General features: G+C 47.1%; 25 protein-coding genes and 1 tRNA gene. 15 read left to right on the forward strand and 11 right to left on the reverse strand.

The window, feature by feature from the left end; genetic code table 11:
- Positions 1–19 precede the first annotated feature (19 nt).
- Both AC6I3O_RS08010 and AC6I3O_RS08015 read left to right on the forward strand, forming a co-directional pair.
- Complete coding sequence (locus AC6I3O_RS08010) at positions 20–673, forward strand: hypothetical protein (protein WP_497850420.1); 654 nt, start codon at positions 20–22, stop codon at positions 671–673.
- Between the two features lie 431 nt (positions 674–1104).
- Positions 1105–1344 (forward strand): hypothetical protein, encoded by a 240-nt coding sequence (locus AC6I3O_RS08015; protein WP_497850421.1) that lies wholly within the window; start codon positions 1105–1107, stop codon positions 1342–1344.
- A gap of 876 nt (positions 1345–2220) precedes the next feature.
- On the opposite strand, the gene AC6I3O_RS08020 is transcribed toward AC6I3O_RS08015, so the two are convergent.
- Positions 2221–2349, reverse strand: a complete 129-nt coding sequence (locus AC6I3O_RS08020; RefSeq protein WP_497850422.1) for a hypothetical protein — start codon at positions 2347–2349, stop codon at positions 2221–2223.
- Between the two features lie 536 nt (positions 2350–2885).
- On the opposite strand from AC6I3O_RS08020, the gene AC6I3O_RS08025 reads away from it, so the two are divergent.
- Positions 2886–3113 carry a hypothetical protein gene (locus AC6I3O_RS08025; RefSeq protein WP_497850423.1) on the forward strand — a complete coding sequence of 76 codons (228 nt, stop codon included), beginning with the start codon at positions 2886–2888 and terminating at the stop codon, positions 3111–3113.
- An 8-nt stretch (positions 3114–3121) separates the two neighbouring features.
- Here the strand turns inward: AC6I3O_RS08025 and AC6I3O_RS08030 are convergent, their stop codons facing one another.
- The 4 genes from AC6I3O_RS08030 to AC6I3O_RS08045 all read right to left on the reverse strand — a co-directional run bounded on the left by AC6I3O_RS08030 (position 3122) and on the right by AC6I3O_RS08045 (position 5762).
- On the reverse strand, positions 3122–3751 hold the full coding sequence (locus AC6I3O_RS08030) for a hypothetical protein (protein ID WP_497850424.1): 630 nt from the start codon (positions 3749–3751) through the stop codon (positions 3122–3124).
- Positions 3752–3754: 3 nt separating this feature from the next.
- Complete coding sequence (locus AC6I3O_RS08035) at positions 3755–4138, reverse strand: hypothetical protein (protein ID WP_497850425.1); 384 nt, start codon at positions 4136–4138, stop codon at positions 3755–3757.
- A gap of 787 nt (positions 4139–4925) precedes the next feature.
- A tRNA-Trp gene (locus AC6I3O_RS08040) sits at positions 4926–4996 on the reverse strand.
- Between the two features lie 109 nt (positions 4997–5105).
- Positions 5106–5762, reverse strand: coding sequence for an ECF transporter S component (locus tag AC6I3O_RS08045; RefSeq protein WP_497850426.1), 657 nt, complete (start codon positions 5760–5762; stop codon positions 5106–5108).
- A gap of 264 nt (positions 5763–6026) precedes the next feature.
- Between AC6I3O_RS08045 and AC6I3O_RS08050 the strand changes: the two genes are divergently transcribed.
- The 6 genes from AC6I3O_RS08050 (at position 6027) to AC6I3O_RS08075 (ending at position 12790) form a co-directional block, all read left to right on the forward strand.
- Complete coding sequence (locus tag AC6I3O_RS08050; RefSeq protein WP_497850427.1) at positions 6027–6359, forward strand: hypothetical protein; 333 nt, start codon at positions 6027–6029, stop codon at positions 6357–6359.
- Positions 6360–6400: 41 nt separating this feature from the next.
- Positions 6401–8266, forward strand: coding sequence for an ABC transporter ATP-binding protein (locus AC6I3O_RS08055; protein WP_497850428.1), 1866 nt, complete (start codon positions 6401–6403; stop codon positions 8264–8266).
- Between the two features lie 3 nt (positions 8267–8269).
- Complete coding sequence (locus tag AC6I3O_RS08060; protein WP_497850429.1) at positions 8270–10111, forward strand: ABC transporter ATP-binding protein; 1842 nt, start codon at positions 8270–8272, stop codon at positions 10109–10111.
- A gap of 32 nt (positions 10112–10143) precedes the next feature.
- A complete protein-coding gene (locus AC6I3O_RS08065) occupies positions 10144–10911 on the forward strand; it encodes a ZIP family metal transporter (protein ID WP_497850430.1) in 768 nt (255 codons plus the stop codon).
- Positions 10912–11176: 265 nt separating this feature from the next.
- On the forward strand, positions 11177–11869 hold the full coding sequence (locus AC6I3O_RS08070; RefSeq protein ID WP_497850431.1) for a DUF3879 family protein: 693 nt from the start codon (positions 11177–11179) through the stop codon (positions 11867–11869).
- 36 nt (positions 11870–11905) lie between these two features.
- Positions 11906–12790 (forward strand): hypothetical protein, encoded by an 885-nt coding sequence (locus tag AC6I3O_RS08075; RefSeq protein ID WP_497850432.1) that lies wholly within the window; start codon positions 11906–11908, stop codon positions 12788–12790.
- Positions 12791–12941: 151 nt separating this feature from the next.
- Here the strand turns inward: AC6I3O_RS08075 and AC6I3O_RS08080 are convergent, their stop codons facing one another.
- The 5 genes from AC6I3O_RS08080 to AC6I3O_RS08100 form a co-directional block, all read right to left on the reverse strand.
- Positions 12942–14312: an NAD(P)/FAD-dependent oxidoreductase gene (locus tag AC6I3O_RS08080; protein WP_497850433.1), complete on the reverse strand. Its 1371-nt coding sequence runs from the start codon at positions 14310–14312 to the stop codon at positions 12942–12944.
- Positions 14313–14439: 127 nt separating this feature from the next.
- Positions 14440–15774 carry an MATE family efflux transporter gene (locus tag AC6I3O_RS08085; protein WP_497850434.1) on the reverse strand — a complete coding sequence of 445 codons (1335 nt, stop codon included), beginning with the start codon at positions 15772–15774 and terminating at the stop codon, positions 14440–14442.
- 162 nt (positions 15775–15936) lie between these two features.
- The gene (locus AC6I3O_RS08090) at positions 15937–16197 is read right to left on the reverse strand and encodes a spore coat protein (protein ID WP_172490036.1); all 261 of its coding nucleotides are present in this window, start codon (positions 16195–16197) and stop codon (positions 15937–15939) included.
- Positions 16198–16210: 13 nt separating this feature from the next.
- Positions 16211–16393: a hypothetical protein gene (locus AC6I3O_RS08095; RefSeq protein WP_159752649.1), complete on the reverse strand. Its 183-nt coding sequence runs from the start codon at positions 16391–16393 to the stop codon at positions 16211–16213.
- Between the two features lie 58 nt (positions 16394–16451).
- Complete coding sequence (locus AC6I3O_RS08100; protein ID WP_497850436.1) at positions 16452–17195, reverse strand: gamma-glutamyl-gamma-aminobutyrate hydrolase family protein; 744 nt, start codon at positions 17193–17195, stop codon at positions 16452–16454.
- A gap of 84 nt (positions 17196–17279) precedes the next feature.
- Between AC6I3O_RS08100 and AC6I3O_RS08105 the strand changes: the two genes are divergently transcribed.
- The gene (locus tag AC6I3O_RS08105) at positions 17280–18272 is read left to right on the forward strand and encodes a dipeptidase (protein ID WP_497850437.1); all 993 of its coding nucleotides are present in this window, start codon (positions 17280–17282) and stop codon (positions 18270–18272) included.
- 77 nt (positions 18273–18349) lie between these two features.
- Here AC6I3O_RS08105 and AC6I3O_RS08110 read toward each other — a convergent pair whose 3' ends face one another.
- Positions 18350–19576, reverse strand: coding sequence for an argininosuccinate synthase (locus tag AC6I3O_RS08110; RefSeq protein WP_497850438.1), 1227 nt, complete (start codon positions 19574–19576; stop codon positions 18350–18352).
- 275 nt (positions 19577–19851) lie between these two features.
- Between AC6I3O_RS08110 and AC6I3O_RS08115 the strand changes: the two genes are divergently transcribed.
- The 5 genes from AC6I3O_RS08115 to argJ all read left to right on the forward strand — a co-directional run bounded on the left by AC6I3O_RS08115 (position 19852) and on the right by argJ (position 24525).
- Positions 19852–20193 (forward strand): PadR family transcriptional regulator, encoded by a 342-nt coding sequence (locus AC6I3O_RS08115; RefSeq protein WP_497850439.1) that lies wholly within the window; start codon positions 19852–19854, stop codon positions 20191–20193.
- Entirely contained in the window at positions 20190–21563 is a 1374-nt protein-coding gene (locus AC6I3O_RS08120) for an FtsW/RodA/SpoVE family cell cycle protein (RefSeq protein WP_497850440.1), read from the forward strand. Before AC6I3O_RS08115 ends, AC6I3O_RS08120 begins: the two co-directional genes overlap by 4 nt.
- Positions 21564–21732: 169 nt before the next feature.
- Positions 21733–22773 (forward strand): N-acetyl-gamma-glutamyl-phosphate reductase, encoded by a 1041-nt coding sequence (gene argC, locus AC6I3O_RS08125; protein ID WP_497850441.1) that lies wholly within the window; start codon positions 21733–21735, stop codon positions 22771–22773.
- 30 nt (positions 22774–22803) lie between these two features.
- The gene (locus AC6I3O_RS08130; RefSeq protein WP_497850442.1) at positions 22804–23250 is read left to right on the forward strand and encodes a GNAT family N-acetyltransferase; all 447 of its coding nucleotides are present in this window, start codon (positions 22804–22806) and stop codon (positions 23248–23250) included.
- A gap of 51 nt (positions 23251–23301) precedes the next feature.
- Positions 23302–24525 (forward strand): bifunctional glutamate N-acetyltransferase/amino-acid acetyltransferase ArgJ, encoded by a 1224-nt coding sequence (gene argJ, locus AC6I3O_RS08135; RefSeq protein ID WP_497850443.1) that lies wholly within the window; start codon positions 23302–23304, stop codon positions 24523–24525.
- Positions 24526–24545 lie beyond the last annotated feature (20 nt).

The raw sequence follows: 24545 nt of genomic DNA on the forward strand, positions 1-24545 counted from the left end.
ATGAGATGAGGTTTCATGTATGAAAAGAATTATGATTGGTTTTATCGCAGCAGTAAGTATTGTATTTTCAGGATGTGGAGATAAGCAGGAGAAGAAGGAGCCGTCAGACACGGCTGGGCAGGAGATTTCTTCGGAGACAGAGGGCGCAGATGTGGCTGCGGGAGAGAACCTGCAGGAAGAACTGGATGAGAATGTAGGTGCAGATGAAAATGAGGTTGACGGAAATTCGGTTCTTTCTACAGAGGATGGAAGTGTTAAGATTTCGGTTTCCAGACCGGAAGGATTTGAAGAAGTTGAATACAGTTCCGAACAACAGGTGGTATTTCAGCGGATGGGTGCGGACGGCACAAGCAGTACACAGATTAACCTTAGGCTGATGACGGAAGACGAGAATGCCGTATTCACGACGGCAAAGCAGGAAGTAGAGTATCTCTTGAGCGCCAATACGGATGAGCAGGGGGCAACTGTAGGGGAAGTGCAGGCATTGGCAGAGGGAGAGCGGCAGTGGTCTTTCTTTTCTTATTCACTGGCAGGTGAAGAAGGTTATAGACTGTGGACGAGTCTTTCTAACGGATGTATCCTTTCCTGTGCTGTGGAGAATATAGGAAGCGGGCTTGAGCCCCTTACTCCGGAAAGTCTGGTTTCGATGCTGTCAAGTATATGCCAGATATGAAAAAGGGATAAGGGCATTTCCGATAGATGTACTTAGTAAATTGGCTGACTATTATGAGTTGTATTCTCTGTCTAAGTACTTATAATATTAACCAAGATCGGAGATGCAGCGGATGAATGTAGTAAGAAAAGAAGAGGATTATAAAGAAACACATGTGCATGGTATTCTGTCACATCCATCATGATATCTGTTATTTTAGAGATATGTTTCTGAAGGAACTCAATCATTTCTTTCTGTTTCTCTATGACTCTGCTTTGGAGCCGGAGTTCCCTTTCCTGGCCTGCAAACGGTTCATTGCGCATGGCAATCTCTTTCTTTAAATCCGAGCTCATGGCATTCCCTCTCTTTCCAGTAATAGTATAGCAGAAAACCGCGAAACTGGCGAATTCCGGGACCAAGACAACGAGCAATCACAGAAGGGGTGATATATCATGGCGTTGACAAATGAAGATTTACTAGCAATCTCTCAATTACTGGATGTTAAATTAGACGCAAAATTAAAGTCAGAATTGCAACCGTTGAAGGACGATATCAGAGACATCAAGCTGTATCTTGAAAATGTTACTGATAAAAATATTCAGTTGCTAGCAGAAAACTATGTTCCGGCAGCGAAACGATATGAAAAGCAGTTCCAGAAATACAGGCAATGCAAGCTGACATTGATATCATGAAAAAAGTTATTTCTGACCACAGCGAAAAGCTAAAGAAGATTTCATAACCCCATCATAACAACTACATAACTTATATCACCAAAGAGTGTAAAGTCTTTATTGAATTATCAACGGTACAATTTGTACTTCTGCTCAAGATACACCAGTTCTTATACTGCTGTCAGATAACGAATGTAGAATCATGATACTTAATTTTGCTATATGATTAGTAAGTCTAACCGCACAGGTGGAAATTATTTACAGAGTAATTTACGAGAGTAAATTGCGCTGTAATATGTCTGTCTTTATTAATAAGGTTATATCTTTATTCTGTTCAGTTGACCATTACTATTTACTAAAGTTGAAAATTAAAAAATTTATATTTAGTGTTTTTTATATGTACACTGAACTCTCGTAATAAAAATTGGAAGGAGAATGCATTATTAGTAAAACAAAGAAAGTTGACATAGGCTTTGGCACTATGAAGAAAATAAACTTAGATTATATGGAATGTGTATCTGACAGATAAAAAAATATAGTCGGTGTGTGGATAGAACACATAACCCGTTTTGTGTGACCGAACCTCCTTCAATTAATGTAAACCCACCCGACATACCAATCACCCAGTTCCCCCTATCCATGCCCTGGAATGCAAAAAATCAGCCCTATTTTAACTCGAAATGCCTTCACCCAAGAAAGAAATATACCTGCGCAATACAAGCCGAAAATACCCCCTTAAAACGCAAAATAAAGCCACTATATAGAACAAAAGAATAGAACCTGTCAGACTCTTTTTTCATCATGTCAACCATTCATTCAACCATTCGTCCATCACACAAATTATCTGCCGTATCGTGTCTTGAATGGTTATCCTTTAATATTCTTGAATAGCTTTTCCTACTCGACATTGATTGCCTTGGTAATATCTTCTGAGCCGCCGTTATCTGGGTGATACCTTTTAAGTATGTCCTTGTATTGCTTCCTGAGTTCATCCAATGTCTGAACATTCTTAAAATAAGTATTCATATCTCAACCTCCATAACCTGTAAATATAAAAAGAGTGCAAAGTCCTTGATAATTCAATAGACCTTACACCCTTTGGTGATATAAGTTATGTAGTTGTTATAAACGAACTATAAAATCTTCTTCAGCTTCTCACCGTGGGAAGCAACTACTTTTTTCAGTAACTCAATATCTGAAAAAGCGGCATCCATTTTTTCAACATAATCTTTATAGCGATTATATGTATCAGTGTAGCAAGATTCAATGGTATTTAATCTGGGAATCACATTGTTTTTGATATATCACCCCATCTGTGATTGCTCATTGTCTTGGTAGTATGTATTATATCACGCTTAGGGAATAAAGTCTATTGAATTGTCAACGAATCATGAATGGTTATCACAGCCTATAATGAAAATGGGGGGACTGACTCCACTACTGTTTTTAGCTTCTTTTTGCTTTATAATAGTTTTAGGCAGGATCAAGTTTGACGGCACATTGGAGGAGCTGCACTTGTTATATTATGTATTACAGGAAATTTGGAACTGGAGAAAGAGAGAATGAGAGAAGCTGGTTTAGTTAAAGAATTTCATACGATTTACGCTGAATACAAGTCTATCGGAAAAGAGGTCTACTTCTTAGACGATAAAATAAAAATTCAACATGCTAACAGTTTATTATATATGAGAATAAACTGTTTTATGGGGTTCCCTACGGAAACCCATAAATTATCGGGGACAACGTCCCCGCACCCCTCTCCACTTATGAATAAAAACAAGGGTGCATAGTATTTTCACTATTTCTTTTTAGCCGTATTATATGCTGTTATCACGGAAGCCGCCGCATTCACCTTGGATGTAGTTACAATTTCCTGCTGTAAACGTCTGATATCCGCTTGGATTTCCATCTGGTTTTGTTGGAATTGGTTTGTTTCCAATAGGTTATACGCTTCTTTTAAAGTTTCGGCTCTTCCCTCATTGATAAAATTCCACAGATGGTAAACATCGGAATAATTATAGAATTTTGCTGAAAAGTCTTTTGCCCCATTCTGATAAGCCGGGGTATCCTTCGCCTGCCGGAGAATACTGAGCGCATTTGCAAGTTCATGCTCTGCCGGTTTTATATAACGGGTTATCTTTATGTAAAGTAACAGGGCAGAAAGTCCCCCAAAGAGAATCAATCCCCCGATTCCACCAGCTTGAATCACGCCCCTTTCGTTAAAATAAAACAAGCCGAAATTTCCTTTTGAACAGAACCGGAGATATGCCAATGTCAAAATCAGCAATATCACGATTCCGACCCGCCATTTTTTCTTAGCCATTTCATAATTTTTTTCAGCTCTGTCCACGCTGTCCTCTGCTGCTGCGACGGGTGCTGTAACCCGTTTCTTTTCTGATAAAAAATTTAAAATCTCCTGTTTATCCATATCTTATCTCCTTGTATGTAGTGGGTCCGTATTTGCGTCCCCTTTTATAGCACCCGCTTCTTCCTTGGTCTTATCAGAAGCGTTCGGGCTGTTGCCTACATTCTCCCCAAGTTTTTCCAGCACGTCTTTCCCGGCGTCGCCTTTCATGCTTTCGTCGCCGTTCTCCACTGCGTCCTGGGTCTTGTCTATGATGTCCCGAAGCATTTCGTCCGTTACCTTGTCTGCCGGGACTTGGGTCATCGGGCAGTCAACCTTCACGCCGTCCTTGGCGTCGGTCTTTACTTCAAGTTCTATTTCCTTTGCCTTGCCCGTGCCTTGCACATCATATGCAGAGCCGTCTTTGTTGAGGGGGCTGACGAACCCCACGTTATAATTTCCGCCCGCCAATTTTACCGTGGTCGTCCCCGTGCTTCCTGCATTATCCGGGCGTACTGCATGGTAGAAGTCTGTTTTCTTGTCCCTGGATACGATATGGACGATTGCCGGTGTGGAATCATAGTTACTCCTAATGAAAATGAAATGTTGAGAATTTTCCGTTCTTTATCAAAGGAACAACAATATATTTGTATCGAACAATGTAAAGTTTTTATCCGAATGAATCACGAAGAAAAAGAAAAACAGATAAAATCATCCTAGTTGATTTTACAAGACATAACTAATGACCATTAACTTCATAGTGTACCATTCCCTCACCCCAAAAACCGATTTTAGGAGCAAATCTTGGAAAGCAGATTCGCTCCTAAGCAAAATCGCCTGCCCCTATGCCCGTCTCCCATAGGGGGGAGCAAGCCGGCAGGAAGTGTACAGTATTGGTATGGACGTATCTTTATTGGAACGGGGATTCAGAACGTTATGGAAGACATTACCAAAGATTTACGGTACTGGTAATGTCCGTTCGTCCAGCCGACCCGCCGCCCTGTTAGGACCCGTCGCTCTGGGCGTCCGTAACCGGAACACTCGGTTATGAAGGGACAGACAAGGAAGAACAAGGAAATCGAAACGTAAGACATCCGGCTGACAATAAGCAAAGGAGAATCCCGATGTATTATCGAAATTCTCCCTCGTAGCCGTTTGGGGCATTTACACCTTGAAACACTCTCAAATACTCTGTAGCATTGAAAACAAAAATAGCTGTAATCCTTATAAATCAAGGTTTACAGCTATTTTTTACTACCAGGGGATGAGAGAATCGAACTCCCGCCAAAGGTTTTGGAGACCCCTATCATACCACTTGACCAATCCCCTATGTGTCTCAATCACACTAGCTATTTATATCACATAATGTAGGTATTTGTCAAGTGGTAAAATTAATTTTTCATATTTATTTTAAAATAGGCCCATAACTCTCATACATCTATCTTGCCGCCGGAACGCCTGCTGCATCTGCGCCCATTTTTTTAAATACCTGTATCAACACCTTGCCAAGCGCTAATACCAGAATAGCCGCAGCAACCGCCTCCGGAATGCCCGATGCCGTCACAGTACCCATAATCAGCCCCCACACGGCAGAGACAGCCACGTCTTTTGCGTCGGCATATTGCTGTGCGAAAAGAAGATAGATACTTCCCATGACCGTCACCGTATTTACCATAGAACCAATGAATCCTACAACAGGAAGTGCAACCAGTTGGTTTACCTTCAATTTCGAGAAAAGAATCCACAGCCATCCCGCTGCGACTCCGATTAAAATCCTGCATCCCACAGAGATCCAGATGGCTTTCAGTGCCCCGGGAAGCCCAGAAGTACTCATAAACGGGGAGAAGGCAAATGACAGCAGCGTGGGAGCCATGGTATTGCTGACCAACGAGCAGATACCGAACACTGCGCCCAGAATCGCCCCTGCTGACGGACCTAACAGGACTGCGCCGATGATGACAGGAATATGGACAGTTGTCGCCTTGATAATCGGAAGCTGAATCATCCCAAGGGGCGTGTTCGCCAGCACAATGATGATTGCTGCCATAAGTGCAACACTGACCATCCAACGAGTGTCATGTCTTTGTTCTTTCATTATTCAATTCCTCCTTGTTATCATTCTCATTTCAATGAGATACAATACAATTACGGTGATATTATAACACCTGATATAGGGAAGGACAAGAGTTTCTTTTTTCTGTAAAATAAATTAGCAAATCCCATTGTCTGTATTAGTAATTTTTGCTATAGTTAAGAAGTATCTCGCTTTTCGTTCTGTTAAATATGTAATTAAAAATGCAGTCTTATCAGTGCGAAAAATTTTTGTATGGTTTAAGTGACTGAAGTAAGGGGGGAATGTATGTTTAAGAAAAAGAGTAATAAATCTACAGTAAAGCCACAGACGGAGAAACCAGCGTCAAAAGCAGCAAAGGCGCAGGCCGGGAAACCAGCGTCAAAAGCAGCAAAGGCGCAGACCGGGAAACCAGCGTCTAAGACTGGGGCAACGCAGGCGAAGCCTGGTAAGAAGACCGCACAGGCACAAGACCAAAGCGATAAGGTCCTAAACAAACTGATGGCGATTGAAAAAGAGACGAGATTGAAGCAGGTGAGAGACAATGTAGATCACTTAGAAGATGAAAAGATTGCCGAGCACATTGAGCTTCTGTTAAAAATCATGCGGTCGGGTGATTAAAAAGGAGAGAAGGGATTGAGATTAAATACAGAAAATGGAACTTGATCCGTCAGTTTTTTGACGGATCAAAAAAATATTTTGCAGTTGCGGTCATAGCATCTCTGGCGATGACCGTATTGAACTCGCTGACGCCCCAGATTTTCCGTTTCAGCATAGATTCTGTGCTTGACGGGACAAAGTATGGATACCTGTCAGACCATCTTTGGATTCTGGCGCTTCTTTTGGTATCGGTGGCTGCGCTGTCGGGGCTGTCGCAGTTCGTGTGCCGGTCAAATACGGCGCTTGCAGGAGAGACATTTGCCAAAAATATGCGGGACATGCTGTTTTGCCATGTCCAGAGGATTCCCATGAGCTGGCATGACAAGAACCAGACCGGGGATATTATACAGCGCTGCACCTCTGATGTGGAGGTCATCCGTAATTTCGTGGTGACACAATTGCTGGAAGTCTTCCGGACGGTCTTCCTGATTGTGATTTATTTTTCTATGATGGTGTCGATGAACGTCCGGTTATCGTTGGCAGTGCTGCCGTTCGTACCGATTGTAATCATCTATTCCTCCGTATTTTACAGGTTGATTGCCAAGCGGTTCATCGTAGCCGATGAAGCAGAAGGCGAGCTGTCTACCGTAGTACAGGAGAATGCGACCGGAGTCCGTGTGGTGCGGGCGTTCGGGCGGGAACGGTTTGAGATGGACAGGTTCCGGGAGAAGAACGGCATTTTCGCGAATCTGTGGATCCGGCTTGGCACTCTGTCCGGCCTGTACTGGGGAGTCGGGGATCTGATTACAGGACTTCAGGTCGTCACGGTCATCGTGCTTGGTACGATGGAGGCGGTGCAGGGCAGGATTACAGTCGGTGAGTTTGTTGCATTCGCTTCTTATAACACGACCCTTGTGTGGCCGATCCGTGGCCTTGGAAGGATTCTTTCTGATATGAGCAAGGCGGGCGTTTCTTTTGAACGTGTGGACTACATTATAAGCGCCAAGGAAGAAGCCGAGATAAAGACAATAGATACAATACAGGGGAACGAAGCAGGTATAAAGACACAGGAAAGCATGCCGGAAGAATCCCAAGCGAGGGCTGGACAGGCAAAAGAGCCAGTGAAAGAAAACGGGCAGGTAAATATATCCGCTGCAGAAGGAAAGGAACGATATGATATCGCGTTTAACCATGTGAATTTCGGATATGAAGACGGAAACGAAGTACTAAAAGACATCCATTTCCAAATCCCACAGGGATGTACCTTTGGCATCCTTGGCGGCACGGGAAGCGGAAAATCTACGATTGTACAGCTATTAACCCGCCTGTACGAGCTTAAAGAAGGACAGGGAAGCATCCATATCGGCGGAAAGGATATCCGTCAGATTCCCCTTGACAAGCTCAGGAGCGAGGTGGGGATGGTATTGCAGGAACCATTCCTGTATTCCCGTACGATTCAGGAGAATATTGCGGCTGCAAAACCAGGCGCAGACATGGATGCAATCCGCGAGGCGGCGAAGATTGCCTGTATCGACGACGCAATCATGGGATTCCCGGACGGATACGGCACCTTAGTCGGGGAACGAGGCGTGACACTTTCCGGAGGACAGCGCCAGCGTGTGGCGATTGCCCGGATGTTGCTTCAAAAAGCTCCGGTCATGGTGTTCGACGATTCCCTGTCAGCGGTGGATTCCCAGACGGACACAAAGATTCGGAAGGCGCTGGAAGAATACATGAAGGAAGCCACCGTAATCCTGATTTCCCACAGAATTACGACGCTCATGGGCGCAGACCGGATATTGGTCCTGAATCATGGACGCATCGAGGAAATCGGGACGCATCATGAATTAATCAAGAGTGGCGGGCTCTACCAGCAGATTTATGAGATACAGATGAGCCAGGATGACAGAAAGAAGATGGAGGTGTAAGAAATGGCGGCATATGAAGAACAAGATTACAATAAACCGTTCAGTTTCAAGGTCTGGGGAAAAATGCTGCCTTTTTTCAAGCCTTATAAGAAGTTTTTTGCGATTTCTCTTGGGTTAAATATTTTTCTTGCCGGAATAGACGTGGTAGTGCCTCTGTTCCAGAGCTACGCTATCGACCACTTTATTACCGTGGAAAGCCTTGCCGGGATTGGACGGTTTGCAGCGGCCTACGTGGCTGTCATCGTGATCCAGACGTTGTGCGTCTATTTTTCTGTCCGGGCGGCTACCACCATAGAGATGAACGTGGGAAAGGATTTAAAATGGGCGCAGTTTGAACATTTGCAGACGTTATCATTTTCTTATTATAATACGACTCCGGTAGGTTACATTCATGCCAGAGTCATGAGCGATACGTTGCGTATTGCGTCCATGGTCGCATGGGGGCTGGTGGATATGTTCTGGTCGCTGCTCTATGTGGTCAGTGTGTTTTGCATTATGTTTATGTTAAATGTCAGGCTTACGTTGGTCATCCTGTTGATTGTACCTTGCATTGCCGTGCTGACGGTTTACTTCCAGAATAAAATTCTGCACTGGAACCGGAAGGTCAGGAAGATTAATTCTCAGATTACCAGCGCATATAACGAAGGGATTACCGGTGTCAAGACCTCGAAAAGCATGGTGATTGAGCGGGATAATGAGAAAGCATTTTTTGAGAGGACGGCGGACATGCACAGGGCGGCCAGCCGTTCCGCAAGGCTTAACGCAATCTATATCCCTATGATTCTGCTGTTCAGTTCCGTGGCGGCTGCTGTGGTGCTGGCGCAGGGCGGCTATATGGTGAAAGAAGAGATTATGAAGCTTGGGACGCTGTCTGTGTTCATATCCTACGCAGTCATCATTTTCGAGCCGATCCAGCAGCTTGCACGGCTTCTGGCAGAGTTGATTTCCTGTCAGGCAAATATTGAGCGTGTGATGGATCTTCTGGAGCAGGCGCCGAATGTGGTAGATAAGGCCGAGGTGTTAGAAAAATATGGGGACGCATTCCATCCTAAGAAGGAGAACTGGGAGAAGATCCAGGGAGATATCGTGTTCGAGGATGTTTCTTTCCGGTATCCCGATGGAAAAGAATATGTACTGGAGCATTTTGACCTTCATGTGCCTGCGGGGATGAATGTGGCGATTGTGGGTGAAACAGGGGCAGGTAAGTCAACCCTTGTGAACCTCGTAGGGCGTTTCTTTGAGCCGACGAAGGGGCGGATACTGATCGACGGCGTGGATTACCGGGAGCGTTCTCAGTTATGGCTTCACAGCCAGATTGGCTATGTGCTGCAGAATCCGCATCTGTTTTCCGGTACGGTGCGGGAAAATATCCGGTACGGGCGTCTGGACGCGACGGACGGGGAGATTGAGGCTGCGGCGCAAAGCGTGTCGGCGGACGAAGTGGTCATGAAGCTGGAAAATGGATACGACAGCGATGTAGGGGAGAGCGGCGGCAGGCTTTCTACCGGGGAGAAACAGTTGATTTCATTTGCCAGGGCGATTCTGGCAGATCCGGCAATTTTCGTGCTGGACGAGGCGACTTCTTCGATTGATACCCACACGGAGCAGTTGATCCAGCAGGCGACAGGGCGGCTTCTTTGCGGGCATACCTCGTTTATCATCGCCCACCGGCTTTCTACCATCCGGCAGGCAGACTTGATTCTGGTGGTGAAGGACGGGAAAATCATTGAGCAGGGCACCCATAAGGAGCTGCTCAGGGAAAAAGGATACTACTATGAGCTGTATTCCAAGCAGTTTGAGGAAGAGGCTTCTATGAAGGTATTTGCAGGAGGAACCATTTCATAGTTTCACCGTATATTGATGGTGAGGTGAAAACTATGAATGGAATTCTATGGACGTTCTTAGGGACGTTACTTACATTTTCAGTGACTACGCTCGGGGCGGCGGGTGTGTTCTTCGTGAAGAGGGATATGTGCGGCAGGCTCCAAAGGGGTTTTTTGGGGTTTGCCGGAGGCGTGATGGTCGCCGCCTCTGTGTGGTCTTTGCTGCTGCCGGGGATTGAATTCGCGGAAGAGAACGGGCAGGTGAGCTGGATGGTTATTACAGGCGGATTCCTGCTCGGCGTCATATTGCTGCTGCTGGCGGACTATCTCATTGGGAGATGGGAGCATCTCAGGGTGCAGAAAAACACAGCTATGCTGATTATGGCGATTACGGCGCATAATATCCCGGAAGGGATGGCGATTGGCCTTGCATTTGCCCTGGCTGCGCAGAATCCCGGAGAACCGGCATTGCTGTCAGGGGCGATTGCGCTGGCTGTCGGGATTGCAATCCAGAATTTCCCTGAGGGGACGGCGGTGGCGCTTCCCCTGATTCAGAATGGGTTCAGTAAGAAGAAGGCCTTTTTCATCGGCAGTATGTCGGCGGTGGTAGAGCCAATCTTCGGCGTGGCTGCCGCCGGGCTGGCAGGCGCGGTACAGATGGGGATGCCCTGGTTCTTATCGTTGGCTGCAGGGGCGATGATATATGTGGTCGTTCAAGAGCTGCTTCCGGAGGCTTGCGACAAGGAGGATGAAAAATCAGGGACACTGGGGTTTATTGTCGGGTTCCTGGTGATGATGATTTTAGATGTGGCGCTTGGGTAGGGCGTTTCGGTTCCGGAAACTGCAGATCATGGAGTCGATTCTGTCATGACAGGATAAGATGTGAATTGTTTTTGAAGATGTGGGACAAAGAACTGTGAGTCACGGATATGGCTCGCAGTTTTTTTCGTATCATATCGAGTTGGTTAAGTTTTCCTGCATTTCTGCCGATATAAAATTTAGTAGGTTACGGACAGTATCAGGAATGTTCGTAAATATTCGCAGTTTTTGGGAATGGTCATTATTATAGCCGAAAGGAGGCTCTTTCATGTCAAGAATCATAGATTATAGTTATTTATTGCAGAAAACATTTGGAATGTCAGGGATATCCGGCGGCAATCCCATCGGCAGTTTCCGTTTATCACAGATTAACAGCCGTTCTGTACAGGCGCAGTTAAAGGCGGCGGGTATTGATACGAACAGTAAGCAGTACAAAGCAGTCATGCAGGAGATGGCGAAGAATGGGAACGGCGCAATGTTCACGAATGTTCAGGCAATTAAGAATTCAATGAGGTGCTACGATAAGGACGGAGATTACATAGATCCCACTACGGGGCTCGCAGGCCTGTTGGTAACAGATGCCAACGAAAGCAGCAGAAAGCGCATCATTTCCATCCCGGAAAGCAGCAAGGATGAGATGTTCGAGCAGACGAAGAAGGAATTTCTGCGTGAGAACGGCATCCTGAATGGTGACAGGACGAAACGGTCGGACGTATACACTAATATGTACCGTAAGGTGACGAAGAAAGACCGGCTGGCAGCAGGATATACCATGCAGCAGTATGAGCGGGCATACAGGCAGGCGTTCCTTGACGCGGCAAGGGAAGCAGACCCAGGCTGGGAGATTGGAAAGCCGATAAAGTACGGAGCTTTGGACAGCGTTACGAGGGAATCGGTGGAAGCATGCCTAAGGCAGTCAGGCAATATGCTTTCACGGGCGTCTATGGATAGAAGGATATAGTATACGGAATTAGGTTTTAGAAAGAGAGGTGAGCCTGTGAATTTTTTTACAGTGCAGTCATTGAATGCATACACACGAAATATGGAGATGCAGATGAAGTGGCAGAAGAAGCAGGATACTAATGATTTTACAGCGGATGGGAGTATGAGGCTTGACAATGATCCCACAAGGCGTCAGGCAGAGGAGATTCGCAAGTCCCGGGAGGATGGTTCCGACCAGCTTGCCAAGCAGATTGATTTAAAGCTGAACAGCGGTCAGAAATTGACAGCAGAAGAGATGGATTATCTGCGAAAGCATGACCCGCAGGCTTATCAGAAGGTGAAATCCATTGAGGCAGAGCAGAAGAACTATGAGAACGAGTTAAAAAAGTGTAAGACGAAGGAGGAAGTGGAGCGTGTAAAGATGGCGCACACGGCAACTTCCCTGAGTGCGGTGAACAGTATCATGAATAATCCGGTGATACCGGAGGAAAAGAAGTTCGAGCTGGTCATGCAGGAACACCGTAAGAATCAGGCTTTGCAGACGACGGCCCAGGAATTCGTGGAAAGCGGCGAGTATGCGAAGCTGCCGACAGAGGCGGAACGCCTGAAAGCAGAGAAGGATTTGCAGGAGGCAAAAGAGAAGGAACTGGGTATCGAGGAACCGTCAGAGAAGGCAGAACAGGAAGATGGCTCTGCGGGAAAGACGGATGCGGACAGGGAAGGACTTGCACAAGACGGCCAAGTTTTCGCGGAAAAGGCGGTTAAGGCTGCAGAGACGGAAAAGGATGTCAGGATGCTTTCCAGGGAGAGGGAGATGACCCGCATGGAGGCAGAGACGACGCCGGAGGCGTTGAAGGTGAAGCGCGCCAAAGCACGGGCGGCTTACCAGATGAGTAAGGCAGAAGTTTCGCAGCAAATGTTGGATGTGAAAGTAGACTAAGGGCAGGAGATAGATTCCCTGCCGGACATAAGAGATTGGGGCTGCCACATCAGGTTATTTACCATGATGTGGCAGCCCCAAAGTATATACATATATTCAAAGATGTTAGCTGCCTGCCTTCTGCGTTTGCAGGGGAGACAAGACAAAATGCTTATATATTTTCCGCAATATGCCTTGCCACATATACTCCGCTTGCAGAAGCATGGGAGAGAGAATGAGTGACCCCGCTTCCGTCTCCTATGATATAAAGCCCTTGGTACTTGCTTTGCAGATTTTGGTCAAGTTCTACTTCCATGTTATAGAATTTTACCTCCACGCCGTAGAGCAGGGTATCGTCGTTGGCGGTTCCCGGCGCTATTTTATCCAGTGCGTAGATCATCTCCATGATACCGTCCAGAATCCGTTTCGGAAGTACCAGACTCAAGTCGCCGGGCGTGGCGGCAAGGGTAGGGGTAACTAATCCTTCCCGAATCCTTCCGGCAGTACTGCGCCTTCCCCTGACCAGATCTCCGAACCGCTGTACGATAACGCCGCCGCCAAGCATGTTGGACAGCCTTGCGATGCTTTCCCCGTATCCGTTGCTGTCTTTGAATGGCTCGGAGAAATGTTTTGCGACCAGCAGTGCGAAATTGGTGTTTTCTGTCTGGTGTTCCGTATCCTCGTAGCTGTGGCCGTTTACCGTGACGATACCGTTGGTGTTCTCATTTACCACGATACCATATGGGTTCATGCAGAATGTCCGGACGTTGTCCTCGAATTTTTCCGTGCGGTAGACAATCTTGCTCTCATACAGCTCGTCCGTCAGATGGGAGAAGATGACGGCAGGAAGTTCTACCCGGACGCCGATGTCCACCCGGTTAGATTTGGTAGGAATGTCTAGTTCCCGGCAGATATTCTCCATCCATTTGCTTCCGCTCCTGCCCACAGAGACGATACATTTTTTGCAGTCAGCAGATTGCCCGTTGTAATGGACGCGGTAGCCGTCTTCCGTGCGTTCCAGGCTGTCTACGGGAGTGTTAAAATGAAATTCTACCTTGTCTTTCAGTTCGTCGTATAATTGTTCCAGAACCACATAATTAATATCCGTTCCCAGATGGCGGACGGACGCGTCCAGAAGTTTCAGCTTATTCTGGAGGCAGACTTTCTTAAACTGGGTCCCTGCCGTGGAGTACATCCTTGTCTTTTCTCCTCCGTGGCTGGTATTGATGTCGTCTACGTAGCGCATCAGTTCAAGAGCCTGTTCTTTTCCGATATATTCATAGAGGGTTCCGCCGAAATCATTGGTGATATTATACTTCCCATCCGAAAATGCACCGGCACCGCCGAAGCCGTTCATGATTGCACAGGTTTTACATTTGATGCAGGACTTTACCTTTTTACCGTCAATAGGGCAATGCCTGTCTTTGAGCGGGACGCCAGCCTCGAAAACTGCGATTTTGAGCCGGTTGTCCATCTGCGCCAGTTCGTATGCCGAGAAGATTCCGCCAGGGCCTGCTCCGACAATAATTACGTCATAATTCATGATAGATTCCTCCTTTGCTCATAAGAGCGCCTTTTGCGTGCGCACCCGGCAAGATAGAATCCGAGTGTACATGTCCATTATAATCGCATTTTAAAATAGATGTCAATTATATTCTGGGGGCGTCCCCTTAGCCTGTCCCTGAGAGAGGGTGTTGCCGTCTGTAAAGCAGGAATAACGAAAGTGTCAGTACCAGGCACATGCCTTCCGCCAGCGCAGACGCCCACCAGATTCCATTTCCGCCGAAGAATGCCGTCAGAACCCGGAGACTGAAAGCGACAAATACGAATCCCCTTCCAAGAGAGATTGCCATAGCGGATTTCGGATATTCAATCGCTGTAAAGAATCCGCCGATGATGATGTTAATCCCGTAGAGCAGGAAGGAGTAAGCGAATGTGTGGAAGACACTTACAGATGCGCTTCGTAGGTCTGAAAGCTCCGGGGATATGAACAGGCTGACCAGAGGCTCTGCGATGATTCTGGATATGGCAAAAGCGGCCACCGAGAATATACCGCCGAAGCCGAGCGCATATTTCAGGAGCAGATGATACTGACCGGGAAGCCGTCTGCCGTAATAATAGCTGACCAATGGCTGGATTCCCTGTGCAATGCCCGCCATGGACATGACGATAATGGTGCTGACATAGGTGACAATCGTATAACTGACGATAAATTCTTCATTCAGGTATGCCAGAATCGCGTGGTTGAACAGGAAGATTACGATTCCGGCAGAGAATTCTGTGATTCCAGAAGACAGCCCGATTTTCATGGTGCGCCATGTCAAGGACAGGGACGGGGTGAACCGTACTATCTTCATATGTGTCTTTTTACTGCAAAAATGTGTCAGATACAATAGGACTACGATTAGCTGTGACAGCCCTGTAGCGAATGCGGCGCCCCAGACTCCTTTGTGGAGGAGGATTACGAAAATATAATCCAGGATACAGTTCAATACAGCTCCGGTTGTGACAATGATGGTTGCTTTCATAGGATAACCGTCTGTCTTAATCAGTACCTCCAGAGAGTAGGAGCAGATGAAGAAGACGCTGAAACAGGCAATGGTTGTGATGTAGGTCCTTACATATCCGGCGGTAAGCTCTGTTGCGCCAAGGAAAGCGGCAATTTCTTCAGATTTCCAGAGAACGGTTGCTGTGAGCAGTACGGATACGAGGATTGTGGTGAGCACATTCTGGGTGAATACCTCATTTGCCTTCTGGTCTTGCTTTTCGCCTAATAGGATTGCAATGACGGTAGAAGAGCCGACGGCAAACATAAGCGCTACGGAGAAAAGCAGTGTTACGAAAGGCATGGCGATATTGACGCCGGAGAGCGCAAGCTCTGACACGCCTCTTGCAACAAACAAACCGTCAATCATCGTATAGAGAGCATAGACCCATTGTGCAATCAGCGATGGGATAATAAAACGGAAGAAATCTTGTTTTAAGGACTTGCCTTCTAGTTTCATATGTAAAGCCTCCTGTATTTGAAATAGGTGTCATGTTGTGACTCGTAAATATTTTAAACCTTAGTATTATACGAAGGTCAAGAGGAAAAAGATAATAAAAGATGGAAGAAACGTCAAAGAAAAATACGTTTCTTCCATCAATATGATTCCAATAAAGCTTTCTTATTTCATAGAACCGCCGCTCAAAATCGATTTCACATGCTCAATCTCCTGCTGGGATGCCTTTGCCGCCGGAACATAGTAGCTCTTCTCCCGAGCAACCTGATAAAGTTTCTCCTGTGACATCTCACATTCATTGCGCATCTGCTTTAAGCACTGCTTCAACTCTTTATTCTCCGTCTGGGGAATCATCTCGCCAAAACGGGTCAGTTCGCCATTGACGCCAGTGAGTGCGTCGCTTACCATTGTCTTCTCATCTAACATGTCTGCTGTCCTCCTATAAGAATTTCATTAAATCCTGCTTGTTCTTCATTGCAGAATTGGCTGCATCCTGGAAAAGTTTCTTTACTTCGGGGTCCTGTGCCTGAGATGCATAATCTTGCAGTTTGCAGTGGCATGTGCTGTAACCTCCAATCAGGTGACGCAGGTTTTGTAAGTCGAGTACTGATAAATCGGCCATGTCTGTTTCCTCCTTTTTTACAACGGCTTTTTTCTGATGCCGCATGGTTTCTTCGGGATTATTGTGTCCGTGGCTTTGGAGAAATATACTGCAAATTTTTGGCGTTTTTTGATTTTTCAATAAAAACATGAAAGAGTTCCCCCATAGATAGGGATGTCTTCCACATACATTCCGGATGCCATTGGACGCCGACCACAAAGGGAAGACAGTCGGATTCGATGGCTTCTATGATGCCGTCGGATGCCACGGCAGCGATATTCAGTTCCGCTCCCAATATACGAATGCACTGATGATGAAAACTATTTACAACCTCATTTTCATTGAAAATATTAGATAGGATGCTATCTTTTAAGACAGAGATTTTGTGGCAAGGGTCGGAACGGTCAGAGGATAACTGCATATGGTTCAGGGAGACGGGCCAGCGCAGAGAGATATCCTGATAAATGGTTCCGCCAAGGGCGATATTGAGAATCTGCATGCCGCGGCAGATGGCAAGGATTGGCAGTTTCAGGGATAACAAATATTTCATCAGGGCAATATGGAACTGGTCTGTCTGAAAATCGGTTGCCCCGCGTTCCGTCATTAATTCCTCCCCGAACAGAAGGGGCGTAACATCGTCCCCGCCGCAGAACAGGAAGCCGTCGCACTGTCTCCCATAGCAAAAATGAGCCTCTTCATCCTGTGTACAGGGGAGAATGACGGGCGTCCCCCCAAAGTGTTCCACCGTATGCAGATAGGTCTGCGGTACGAACTGACGTTGATTCATGTATCCGCAGGATACGATTCCGATGACTGGTTTCATGAAAAGCCTCCTCTAAAAAAGGTATACATTTTCCTTGAAAAAATATATACTTACTGTAGAGGTTATGAAACGGAGGCGGAAGTTATGAACTTGATTGATATGCATTGCGATACGTTGTGGAAGTTGATGGATATGGATAAGAAGGGGAATCTGATGGAGAACCATTGCAGCGTCAGCATCCCGTATATGGAAGAAGCGGGAACGAAGGCACAGTTTTTTGCCTGTTTTACCTGCCTGAGAGATTTTGAAGATGCGGGAGGCTATGAGGGATGTTACGGACGTGTGCAGGAGATGATTGCATACCTGACGGAACAGGCGAAATGTTATCCGGAACAAATCAAGTTAGCCAAATCTTATTCGGATATGCAGGAAAATGAGAGAGAAGGGAAGGTGTCGGCATTCCTTACCGTGGAGGAGGGCGGAGTCCTGAATGGAGAAATCGGGAGGCTTGATCGGCTGTATGGCCAGGGGATACGTCTTATGACGCTGATGTGGAATTATGAGAACTGTATCGGGCATCCTAACAGCAGGGACGGCGTTTTGATGGGCAAGGGATTAAAGCCTTTTGGAATACAGGTGGTCAGGAGAATGGAAGAACTGGGGATGATTGTGGATGTTTCCCACGCTTCGGATGGGACATTCTGGGATGTCCTTAAATATTCCGAAAAGCCGGTGGTTGCGTCCCATTCCAATTGCCGGATGCTCTGTAACCATCCAAGGAACCTGACGGACGAGATGATAAGAAGCCTTGCAGAAACCGGAGGCGTCGCTGGGCTGAATTTTTACGGTGCATTCCTTGGCACGGGGAAGATAGAGGAAGCTGACACGGCCCGGGAGGATTCCAAGGTCGAGGCAATGACTGCGCATATTTTGCATATGATACGGGTCGGCGGGAGCGGATTCCCTGCAATCGGGACAGATTTTGACGGGTTTGATCCAGATGGAAGCCTGGAGATTCCGGATGTCTCCAAGATGGAGCGGTTATGGGACTCACTGAAAAAAGCCGGGGTGCCGGAGAGGCAGTTGGATGGAATTTGGGGGCAAAATGCAGAGCGGGTGATGCGGGAAGTTCTGTGATAGCTATAGGAAAGCTTGCCGGGAAATGAGCTGTATACACAACATTTCCCGGCAATTCTATTTTCTGTCTGCAATCCTTATTTCTGGCTTTTTTCCACTTCCTGCATCTTCATGGCACGGACCTTGAGCGGCAGTCCGAACAGATTGATGAATCCATCCGCATCATGGTGATCATACAAATCACCTGTGGTAAAGCTTGCAAGGGACTCACTGTACAGAGAATAGGGGGAAGTCGTTCCGGCTTTGATAATATTCCCTTTATACAACTTGAACTTCACCTCTCCGGTCACATACTCTTGAGTAGACTCAACAAAAGCCTGTACAGCCTCGCGAAGCGGGGTGAACCATTTCCCTTCATATACAATCTGGGACAGTTTATTGCCCATCTCTTCTTTCACCTCATAAGTCGCCCGGTCGAGTACCAGTTCTTCCAACTGTTGGTGCGCCTCATAAAGAATGGTTCCGCCGGGAGTCTCGTATACGCCCCGGGACTTCATGCCTACCACACGGTTCTCTACGATATCACAGATGCCAATCCCGTGTTTCCCGCCCAGCTCATTCAATTTACGGATAATGTCGGATACTTTCATCTCTTCGCCGTTAATGCTCTTTGGAACACCCTTCTTAAAGGTCATGGTAACATATTCGCCTTCATCCGGCGCTTTCTCCGGCGTTACCCCAAGTACCAGCAGATTCTCATAATTTGGCTCCAGCGACGGGTCTTCCAGTTCCAGCCCCTCATGGCTGATATGCCATAAATTGCGGTCGCGGCTGTAGCTATGGCTTGCGTCGAATGGAAGGTTAATTCCGTGTTGTTTACAATACTCGATCTCCTCTTCACGGGAGTTCATCGTCCATACATCCGTCATCCGCCATGGGGCGATGATTTTCAGGTCTGGCGCCAGCGCCTTGATGCCAAGCTCGAAACGAATCTGGTCGTTGCCCTTTCCGGTCGCGCCGTGGCAGATAGCAGACGCCCCTTCTTTCCTTGCGATTTCCACCAGCTTCTTAGCAATGGCGGGACGTGCCATAGAAGTTCCGAGCAGGTATTTGTTTTCGTAAACAGCATGCGCCTGTACACAAGGAACGATATAATTGTCACAGAAATCATCTACGATGTCTTCAATATATAACTTGGAAGCCCCGGACAGTTTTGCCCGCTCGTTAAGGCCCTCCAGTTCTTCGCCCTGGCCGCAGTCAACGCAGCAGCAGATGACCTCGTAGTCAAAATTCTCTTTCAGCCACGGGATGATTGCCGTAGTATCCAATCCGCCGGAATATGCCAATACAACTTTTTCTTTCATAAGATTATCCTCCTGATTCTGTCTTGTGTATGTAAAAATAGGTCGTTCTTAACTGCAAGGAATACTATACCGTATTTTTTATAAATATGCAAGAATAAAATTAAAAAAACATTAAATATACATTTTATGCACAAAAAATACATACATTATACGATTTATATGGGGAGGTTGAATAAATTATACAAAAAATGAATTGACATGTGTAGATAATCTATATATAATGTAGATAGCCGATATATAGATGGGCAATATATTTTTGGAAGGAGCGATGCGAGATGGCAGTTGATAAGAGTCTGGTTTCCGGCAGCACCTCTATGCTGATTCTGAGGCTGTTGGAGGAAAAAGATATGTATGGCTATGAAATGATTGAAGGGCTGCGCAGGAAATCTAGAAATGTATTTGAACTCAAGGCAGGGACATTGTATCCATTGCTGCACGGGATGGAGTTAAAAGGATTGTTGAAATCCTATGAGCGCGGCAGAAAAGAAGCCGGTAAGATACGCAAGTATTACAGTATCACAAAAGAAGGACGCAAGGCTCTTGCAGAAAAGAAAGAAGAATGGTATGCCTACTCACAGGCAGTCGTAGACGTATTAAGTATGGGAGGTGCAATATGAGCCAGGGGAAGAAAGAAGAATATGTAAAGATACTGACGGAGCAGATTCGCTGTAAGCAGGCGAGAGCGCAGGTGGCTCAGGAGATCCGAAGCCATATCGAGGAGCAGGAGAATTATTTCCTCGGTGAAGGCCTTACCAGAGAAGAGGCGGAAAATGAGGCGGTGAAGGAGATGGGCGACCCGGTGGAAGCGGGAGCGGCGCTGGATCTGGTACACAGGCCGCGCGTGGCATGGGGGTGGATTGCGCTGATTGGTATTCTCTATGCTGCGGGCTATGCGCTTCTGAGTCTCCTGCAAAGCAATTTTTCGGAAGAAGATTTTATCACGGGAGGATATGGAAAATGGATGCTCGTCGGCATGGCGGTCATGGTGGGAGTCTGCTATGCAGATTACAGCCGGATCGGGCGATGGGCAAGGGAGATTACCGCCGCAGTCTTTGTTGTGCTGTTCGGGGGAATGTATCTGTTCGGGCAGCAGGTGAACGGGGCGTTACAGTGGTTGAATCTGCCGTTTCTTTCAGCTTCCCTGAACATCCAGTTATTATGTTTCCTTTTTGTTCCGTTGTATGCGGCAATCGTGTATCATTATCACGGGCAGGGCTATCTTGCGGTAGGGAAATGTTTCCTTTGGATGCTGCCCGCCCTGTGCATTACCCTGAGGATTCCGAGCGTTGTGACGGCGATGATGCTGTACCTGACATTTTTACTTATTTTGTCCTTTGCAATGATTAGAGGATGGTTTCAAGGGTCAAAGGGAAAGATGCTGGCGTCGGCCTGGGGAGGGACAATGCTGTTGGCCGGCATCGGCTATCTTAAACTTTTCCTGTCCGGGCCTGCTTATCAGTATACGCGTGTCAGGAATTTGCTGCACCCGGGAAGTGGGGAGGCCGGATATCAGATCCGGATGCTCCGCGGGATTCTGGACGGCAGCCGATGGATTGGCGGCGGGGAAGGCGTAAGCGCCGTCAAAGCCGTGGATGGATTGATGTCGGGTATGGATTACAGTTTGCTATATATCATAGCGTGCTATGGAATTTTGGCGGCGATTCTTGCGATTGGCCTCTTGGTGGGTGTGTTCGTCTACTTTATGGGAATGTCGGTGGGACAGAAGAACCATCTTGGAAATATTATTGGTTTTGGGTGTACTGCCGTACTCATTGTGCAGATCATGTTTTATGTGTTAGTGAATACGGGAGTGATTCCTTCCGGGACGGTTTATTGCCCCTTCCTTACTTCCGGCGGAACCGGTGTCCTTGTGACAAATACGTTGATTGGAATTTTGCTCAGTATCTACCGTTATCAGGATGTCCCGTTAGATGTGGAAAAGGGAAATGTTCGTAGATTCTTACCCGTGGGGCGGACTGCATTTTAAAATGTAAATGAAAATAAGGCTTGCATAACATACAAATTAGATGTATAATTATGCAAGCCTTATTTTTGAGTTTTTTATGCAATGTCCCACTGGACAAGCACAAAGATTTGGTTTATATTGATTGAAGTCAATAAAATACGGCCGCAGAAGGGGAAAGGATGTTGAATAGATGATAAAAGCAGGTATTATCGGAGCCACAGGATATGCCGGAGGCGAACTGGTACGCCTTCTGTCAGGGCATAAGGATGCTGAAATAATCTGGTATGGTTCCAGAAGTTATATTGACAAGAAGTATGCAGATGTTTACCAGAACATGTTCCGGATCGTGGATGAGAGATGTCTGGATGATAATATGGAAGAACTGGCAGGACAGGCGGACGTTATTTTTACAGCCACTCCCCAGGGATTCTGTGCGTCGATGATGAAGGAGGAAATCCTTTCACAGGCAAAGGTCATCGACCTGAGCGCCGACTACCGTATCAAAGACGTAAAAGTATATGAAGAATGGTATGGGATTGAGCATAAAAGCCCTCAATACATAGAGGAAGCGGTCTACGGTCTTTGCGAGGTGAATCGGGATGAGATTTGCAAAGCGAGGCTGGTGGCGAACCCGGGCTGTTACACCACTTGCTCCATCTTGACGGCGTATCCGCTGGCGAAGGAGGGAATCATTGACATGAAGACCTTAATCATAGACGCCAAATCCGGGACTTCCGGCGCGGGCAGAGGTGCCAAGGTGGCAAACCTCTACTGTGAGGTCAATGAGAATATCAAAGCTTACGGAGTCGCCACCCACAGACATACGCCGGAGATTGAAGAGCAGTTAGGATATGCGGCACAGGAGCAAGTCGTATTGAATTTCACACCCCATCTTGTCCCTATGAACCGGGGGATTCTGGTGACAGAGTATGCCTCTCTGAAAAGAGAAGTTACATATGAAGATGTGAGGGCAGTTTATGAGAAATATTATGGAAATGAACATTTCATCCGCATCCTTGGCGAGGGCTTCTGCCCGGAGACGAAATGGGTCGAGGGCAGCAACTATGTGGATATCAATTTCAAGATTGACCCGAGGACGAACCGGATTATCATGATGGGCGCCATTGACAATCTTGTGAAGGGCGCGGCGGGCCAGGCGGTGCAGAATATGAACTTGATGTTCGGCCTGCCTGAGGCGGAAGGGCTGGAACTTGTCCCTATGTTCCCTTAGTATTTGAATTTACAAAAATAGAGGTGGATTATGATCCGGACAATGACAATGGAAGATTATGACGGGGTATATGCCCTGTGGACGAAAATCCGGGGGTTCGGGCTTCGGAGCGTGGATGATTCCCGGGAAGGGATTGAGCGTTTCTTAAAAAGGAATCCGGCTACCAGCGTAGTTGCAGTGGAAGACGGGAAGGTAGTCGGAAGTATCCTGTGCGGCCACGACGGGCGGCGGGGCTGTCTGTACCATGTATGCGTGGATGAGGATTACCGCCGGCGGGGCATTGGCAAGGCGATGGTCGTGCGCGCCATGGAGGAACTTAAAAAAGAGCAGATTAACAAGGTGTGCCTGATTGCATTTACCAGAAATGATATTGGCAATGCATTCTGGAATACGATTGGGTGGACGAGAAGGCTGGATTTGAATTATTATGATTTTGTACTAAATGAGAAGAATATTACGGCATTTAACCAGCAATAAGAAAAGGCGGTTTGGATTACAGACAGGCGCAAAGCAGAGGAGGATTTGAAGATGGAGAAGTTAAAGGGCGGAGTGACCGCAGCGAAAGGATTTGAGGCGGCAGCGGCGGCAGCAGGAATTAAGTATACGGACAGGACGGATATGGCGATGATTTACAGTCAGGTTCCGTGTATCGCGGCAGGGACATTTACGAAAAATGTGGTAAAAGCCGCCCCCGTACGCTGGGACCAGCAAGTGGTGAAAGGCAAGGGGGATGTACAGGCTGTTATCGTGAATTCCGGGATTGCCAATGCCTGCACAGGAGAGGAAGGGTATGGATATTGCAGGGAAACAGCCAAAGCAGCGGCAGATGCCCTGAATATTTCCGAGAACGGCGTCCTGATTGGTTCAACGGGCGTGATTGGGAAACAGCTTCCGATGGACAAGGTGGCTGCCGGAATCATGGCATTGGCAGAGAAGAAGAATGGAACTCTGGAAAATGGCACTGCGGCGGCGAAAGCAATCATGACCACGGATACCTGTGAGAAGGAGCTTGCCGTGGCAATCCAGGTGGGAGGACAGACCGTGACCATCGGCGGTATGGCGAAAGGTTCCGGCATGATTCACCCTAATATGTGTACCATGCTTGCATTTATCACGACAGACGCCGTGATTGCGAAAGATACGCTGCAGAAGGCATTGAGCGAGGATATCGAAGACACTTATAATATGATTTCCGTGGACGGTGACACTTCCACCAACGATACGGTGCTTCTGCTTGCAAACGGTATGGCGGAGAATGCGGAAATCGTGGATGGGACCGAGGATTATCAGAAGTTCCGGGAAGCCTTGCATGTAATCAATGAATATCTCGCGAAGAAGATCGCCGGCGACGGCGAGGGAGCGACGGCGTTGTTCGAGGTAAAGGCAGTGGGATGCGAAAACGTCGGGCAGGCAAAGACGCTGGCGAAGTCCATCGTCTGCTCCAACCTAACCAAGACGGCGATTGCAGGTCATGATGCGAACTGGGGAAGAATCCTGTGTGCAATGGGATATTCCGGAGCACAGTTCGACCCTGAGAAGGTAGACTTGTTTTTTGAGAGCAGTGCGGGCAGGATTCAGATTATTGAGAATGGAACTGCGGTGGATTATAGCGAAGAAGAGGCGACGAAGATACTGTCAGAACCTGAGGTGACGGCAATCGCGGATGTTAAGATGGGAGACTGCGAGGCGACGGCATGGGGGTGTGACCTGACACATGGTTATATTGAGATTAATGCGGATTATAGGAGTTAGATGAATACATCAGCCAGAAG

This window comes from Sporofaciens sp. St.21A7, from assembly GCF_059728535.1.

Bases quoted from the DNA above. Each gene is read 5' to 3' on its own strand.
- AC6I3O_RS08070 (WP_497850431.1), top strand. From the start codon at position 11,177: ATGTCAAGAATCATAGATTATAGTTATTTATTGCAGAAAACATTTGGA.
- AC6I3O_RS08105 (WP_497850437.1), top strand. From the start codon at position 17,280: ATGAACTTGATTGATATGCATTGCGATACGTTGTGGAAGTTGATGGAT.
- AC6I3O_RS08090 (WP_172490036.1), bottom strand. From the start codon at position 16,197: ATGTTAGATGAGAAGACAATGGTAAGCGACGCACTCACTGGCGTCAAT.
- AC6I3O_RS08130 (WP_497850442.1), top strand. From the start codon at position 22,804: ATGATCCGGACAATGACAATGGAAGATTATGACGGGGTATATGCCCTG.
- AC6I3O_RS08045 (WP_497850426.1), bottom strand. From the start codon at position 5,762: ATGAAAGAACAAAGACATGACACTCGTTGGATGGTCAGTGTTGCACTT.
- AC6I3O_RS08095 (WP_159752649.1), bottom strand. From the start codon at position 16,393: ATGGCCGATTTATCAGTACTCGACTTACAAAACCTGCGTCACCTGATT.
- AC6I3O_RS08015 (WP_497850421.1), top strand. From the start codon at position 1,105: ATGGCGTTGACAAATGAAGATTTACTAGCAATCTCTCAATTACTGGAT.
- AC6I3O_RS08060 (WP_497850429.1), top strand. From the start codon at position 8,270: ATGGCGGCATATGAAGAACAAGATTACAATAAACCGTTCAGTTTCAAG.
- AC6I3O_RS08080 (WP_497850433.1), bottom strand. From the start codon at position 14,312: ATGAATTATGACGTAATTATTGTCGGAGCAGGCCCTGGCGGAATCTTC.
- AC6I3O_RS08065 (WP_497850430.1), top strand. From the start codon at position 10,144: ATGAATGGAATTCTATGGACGTTCTTAGGGACGTTACTTACATTTTCA.
- AC6I3O_RS08110 (WP_497850438.1), bottom strand. From the start codon at position 19,576: ATGAAAGAAAAAGTTGTATTGGCATATTCCGGCGGATTGGATACTACG.
- AC6I3O_RS08085 (WP_497850434.1), bottom strand. From the start codon at position 15,774: ATGAAACTAGAAGGCAAGTCCTTAAAACAAGATTTCTTCCGTTTTATT.
- AC6I3O_RS08010 (WP_497850420.1), top strand. From the start codon at position 20: ATGAAAAGAATTATGATTGGTTTTATCGCAGCAGTAAGTATTGTATTT.
- argJ (WP_497850443.1), top strand. From the start codon at position 23,302: ATGGAGAAGTTAAAGGGCGGAGTGACCGCAGCGAAAGGATTTGAGGCG.
- AC6I3O_RS08100 (WP_497850436.1), bottom strand. From the start codon at position 17,195: ATGAAACCAGTCATCGGAATCGTATCCTGCGGATACATGAATCAACGT.
- argC (WP_497850441.1), top strand. From the start codon at position 21,733: ATGATAAAAGCAGGTATTATCGGAGCCACAGGATATGCCGGAGGCGAA.
- AC6I3O_RS08030 (WP_497850424.1), bottom strand. From the start codon at position 3,751: ATGGATAAACAGGAGATTTTAAATTTTTTATCAGAAAAGAAACGGGTT.
- AC6I3O_RS08020 (WP_497850422.1), bottom strand. From the start codon at position 2,349: ATGAATACTTATTTTAAGAATGTTCAGACATTGGATGAACTCAGGAAG.
- AC6I3O_RS08025 (WP_497850423.1), top strand. From the start codon at position 2,886: ATGAGAGAAGCTGGTTTAGTTAAAGAATTTCATACGATTTACGCTGAA.
- AC6I3O_RS08120 (WP_497850440.1), top strand. From the start codon at position 20,190: ATGAGCCAGGGGAAGAAAGAAGAATATGTAAAGATACTGACGGAGCAG.
- AC6I3O_RS08050 (WP_497850427.1), top strand. From the start codon at position 6,027: ATGTTTAAGAAAAAGAGTAATAAATCTACAGTAAAGCCACAGACGGAG.
- AC6I3O_RS08115 (WP_497850439.1), top strand. From the start codon at position 19,852: ATGGCAGTTGATAAGAGTCTGGTTTCCGGCAGCACCTCTATGCTGATT.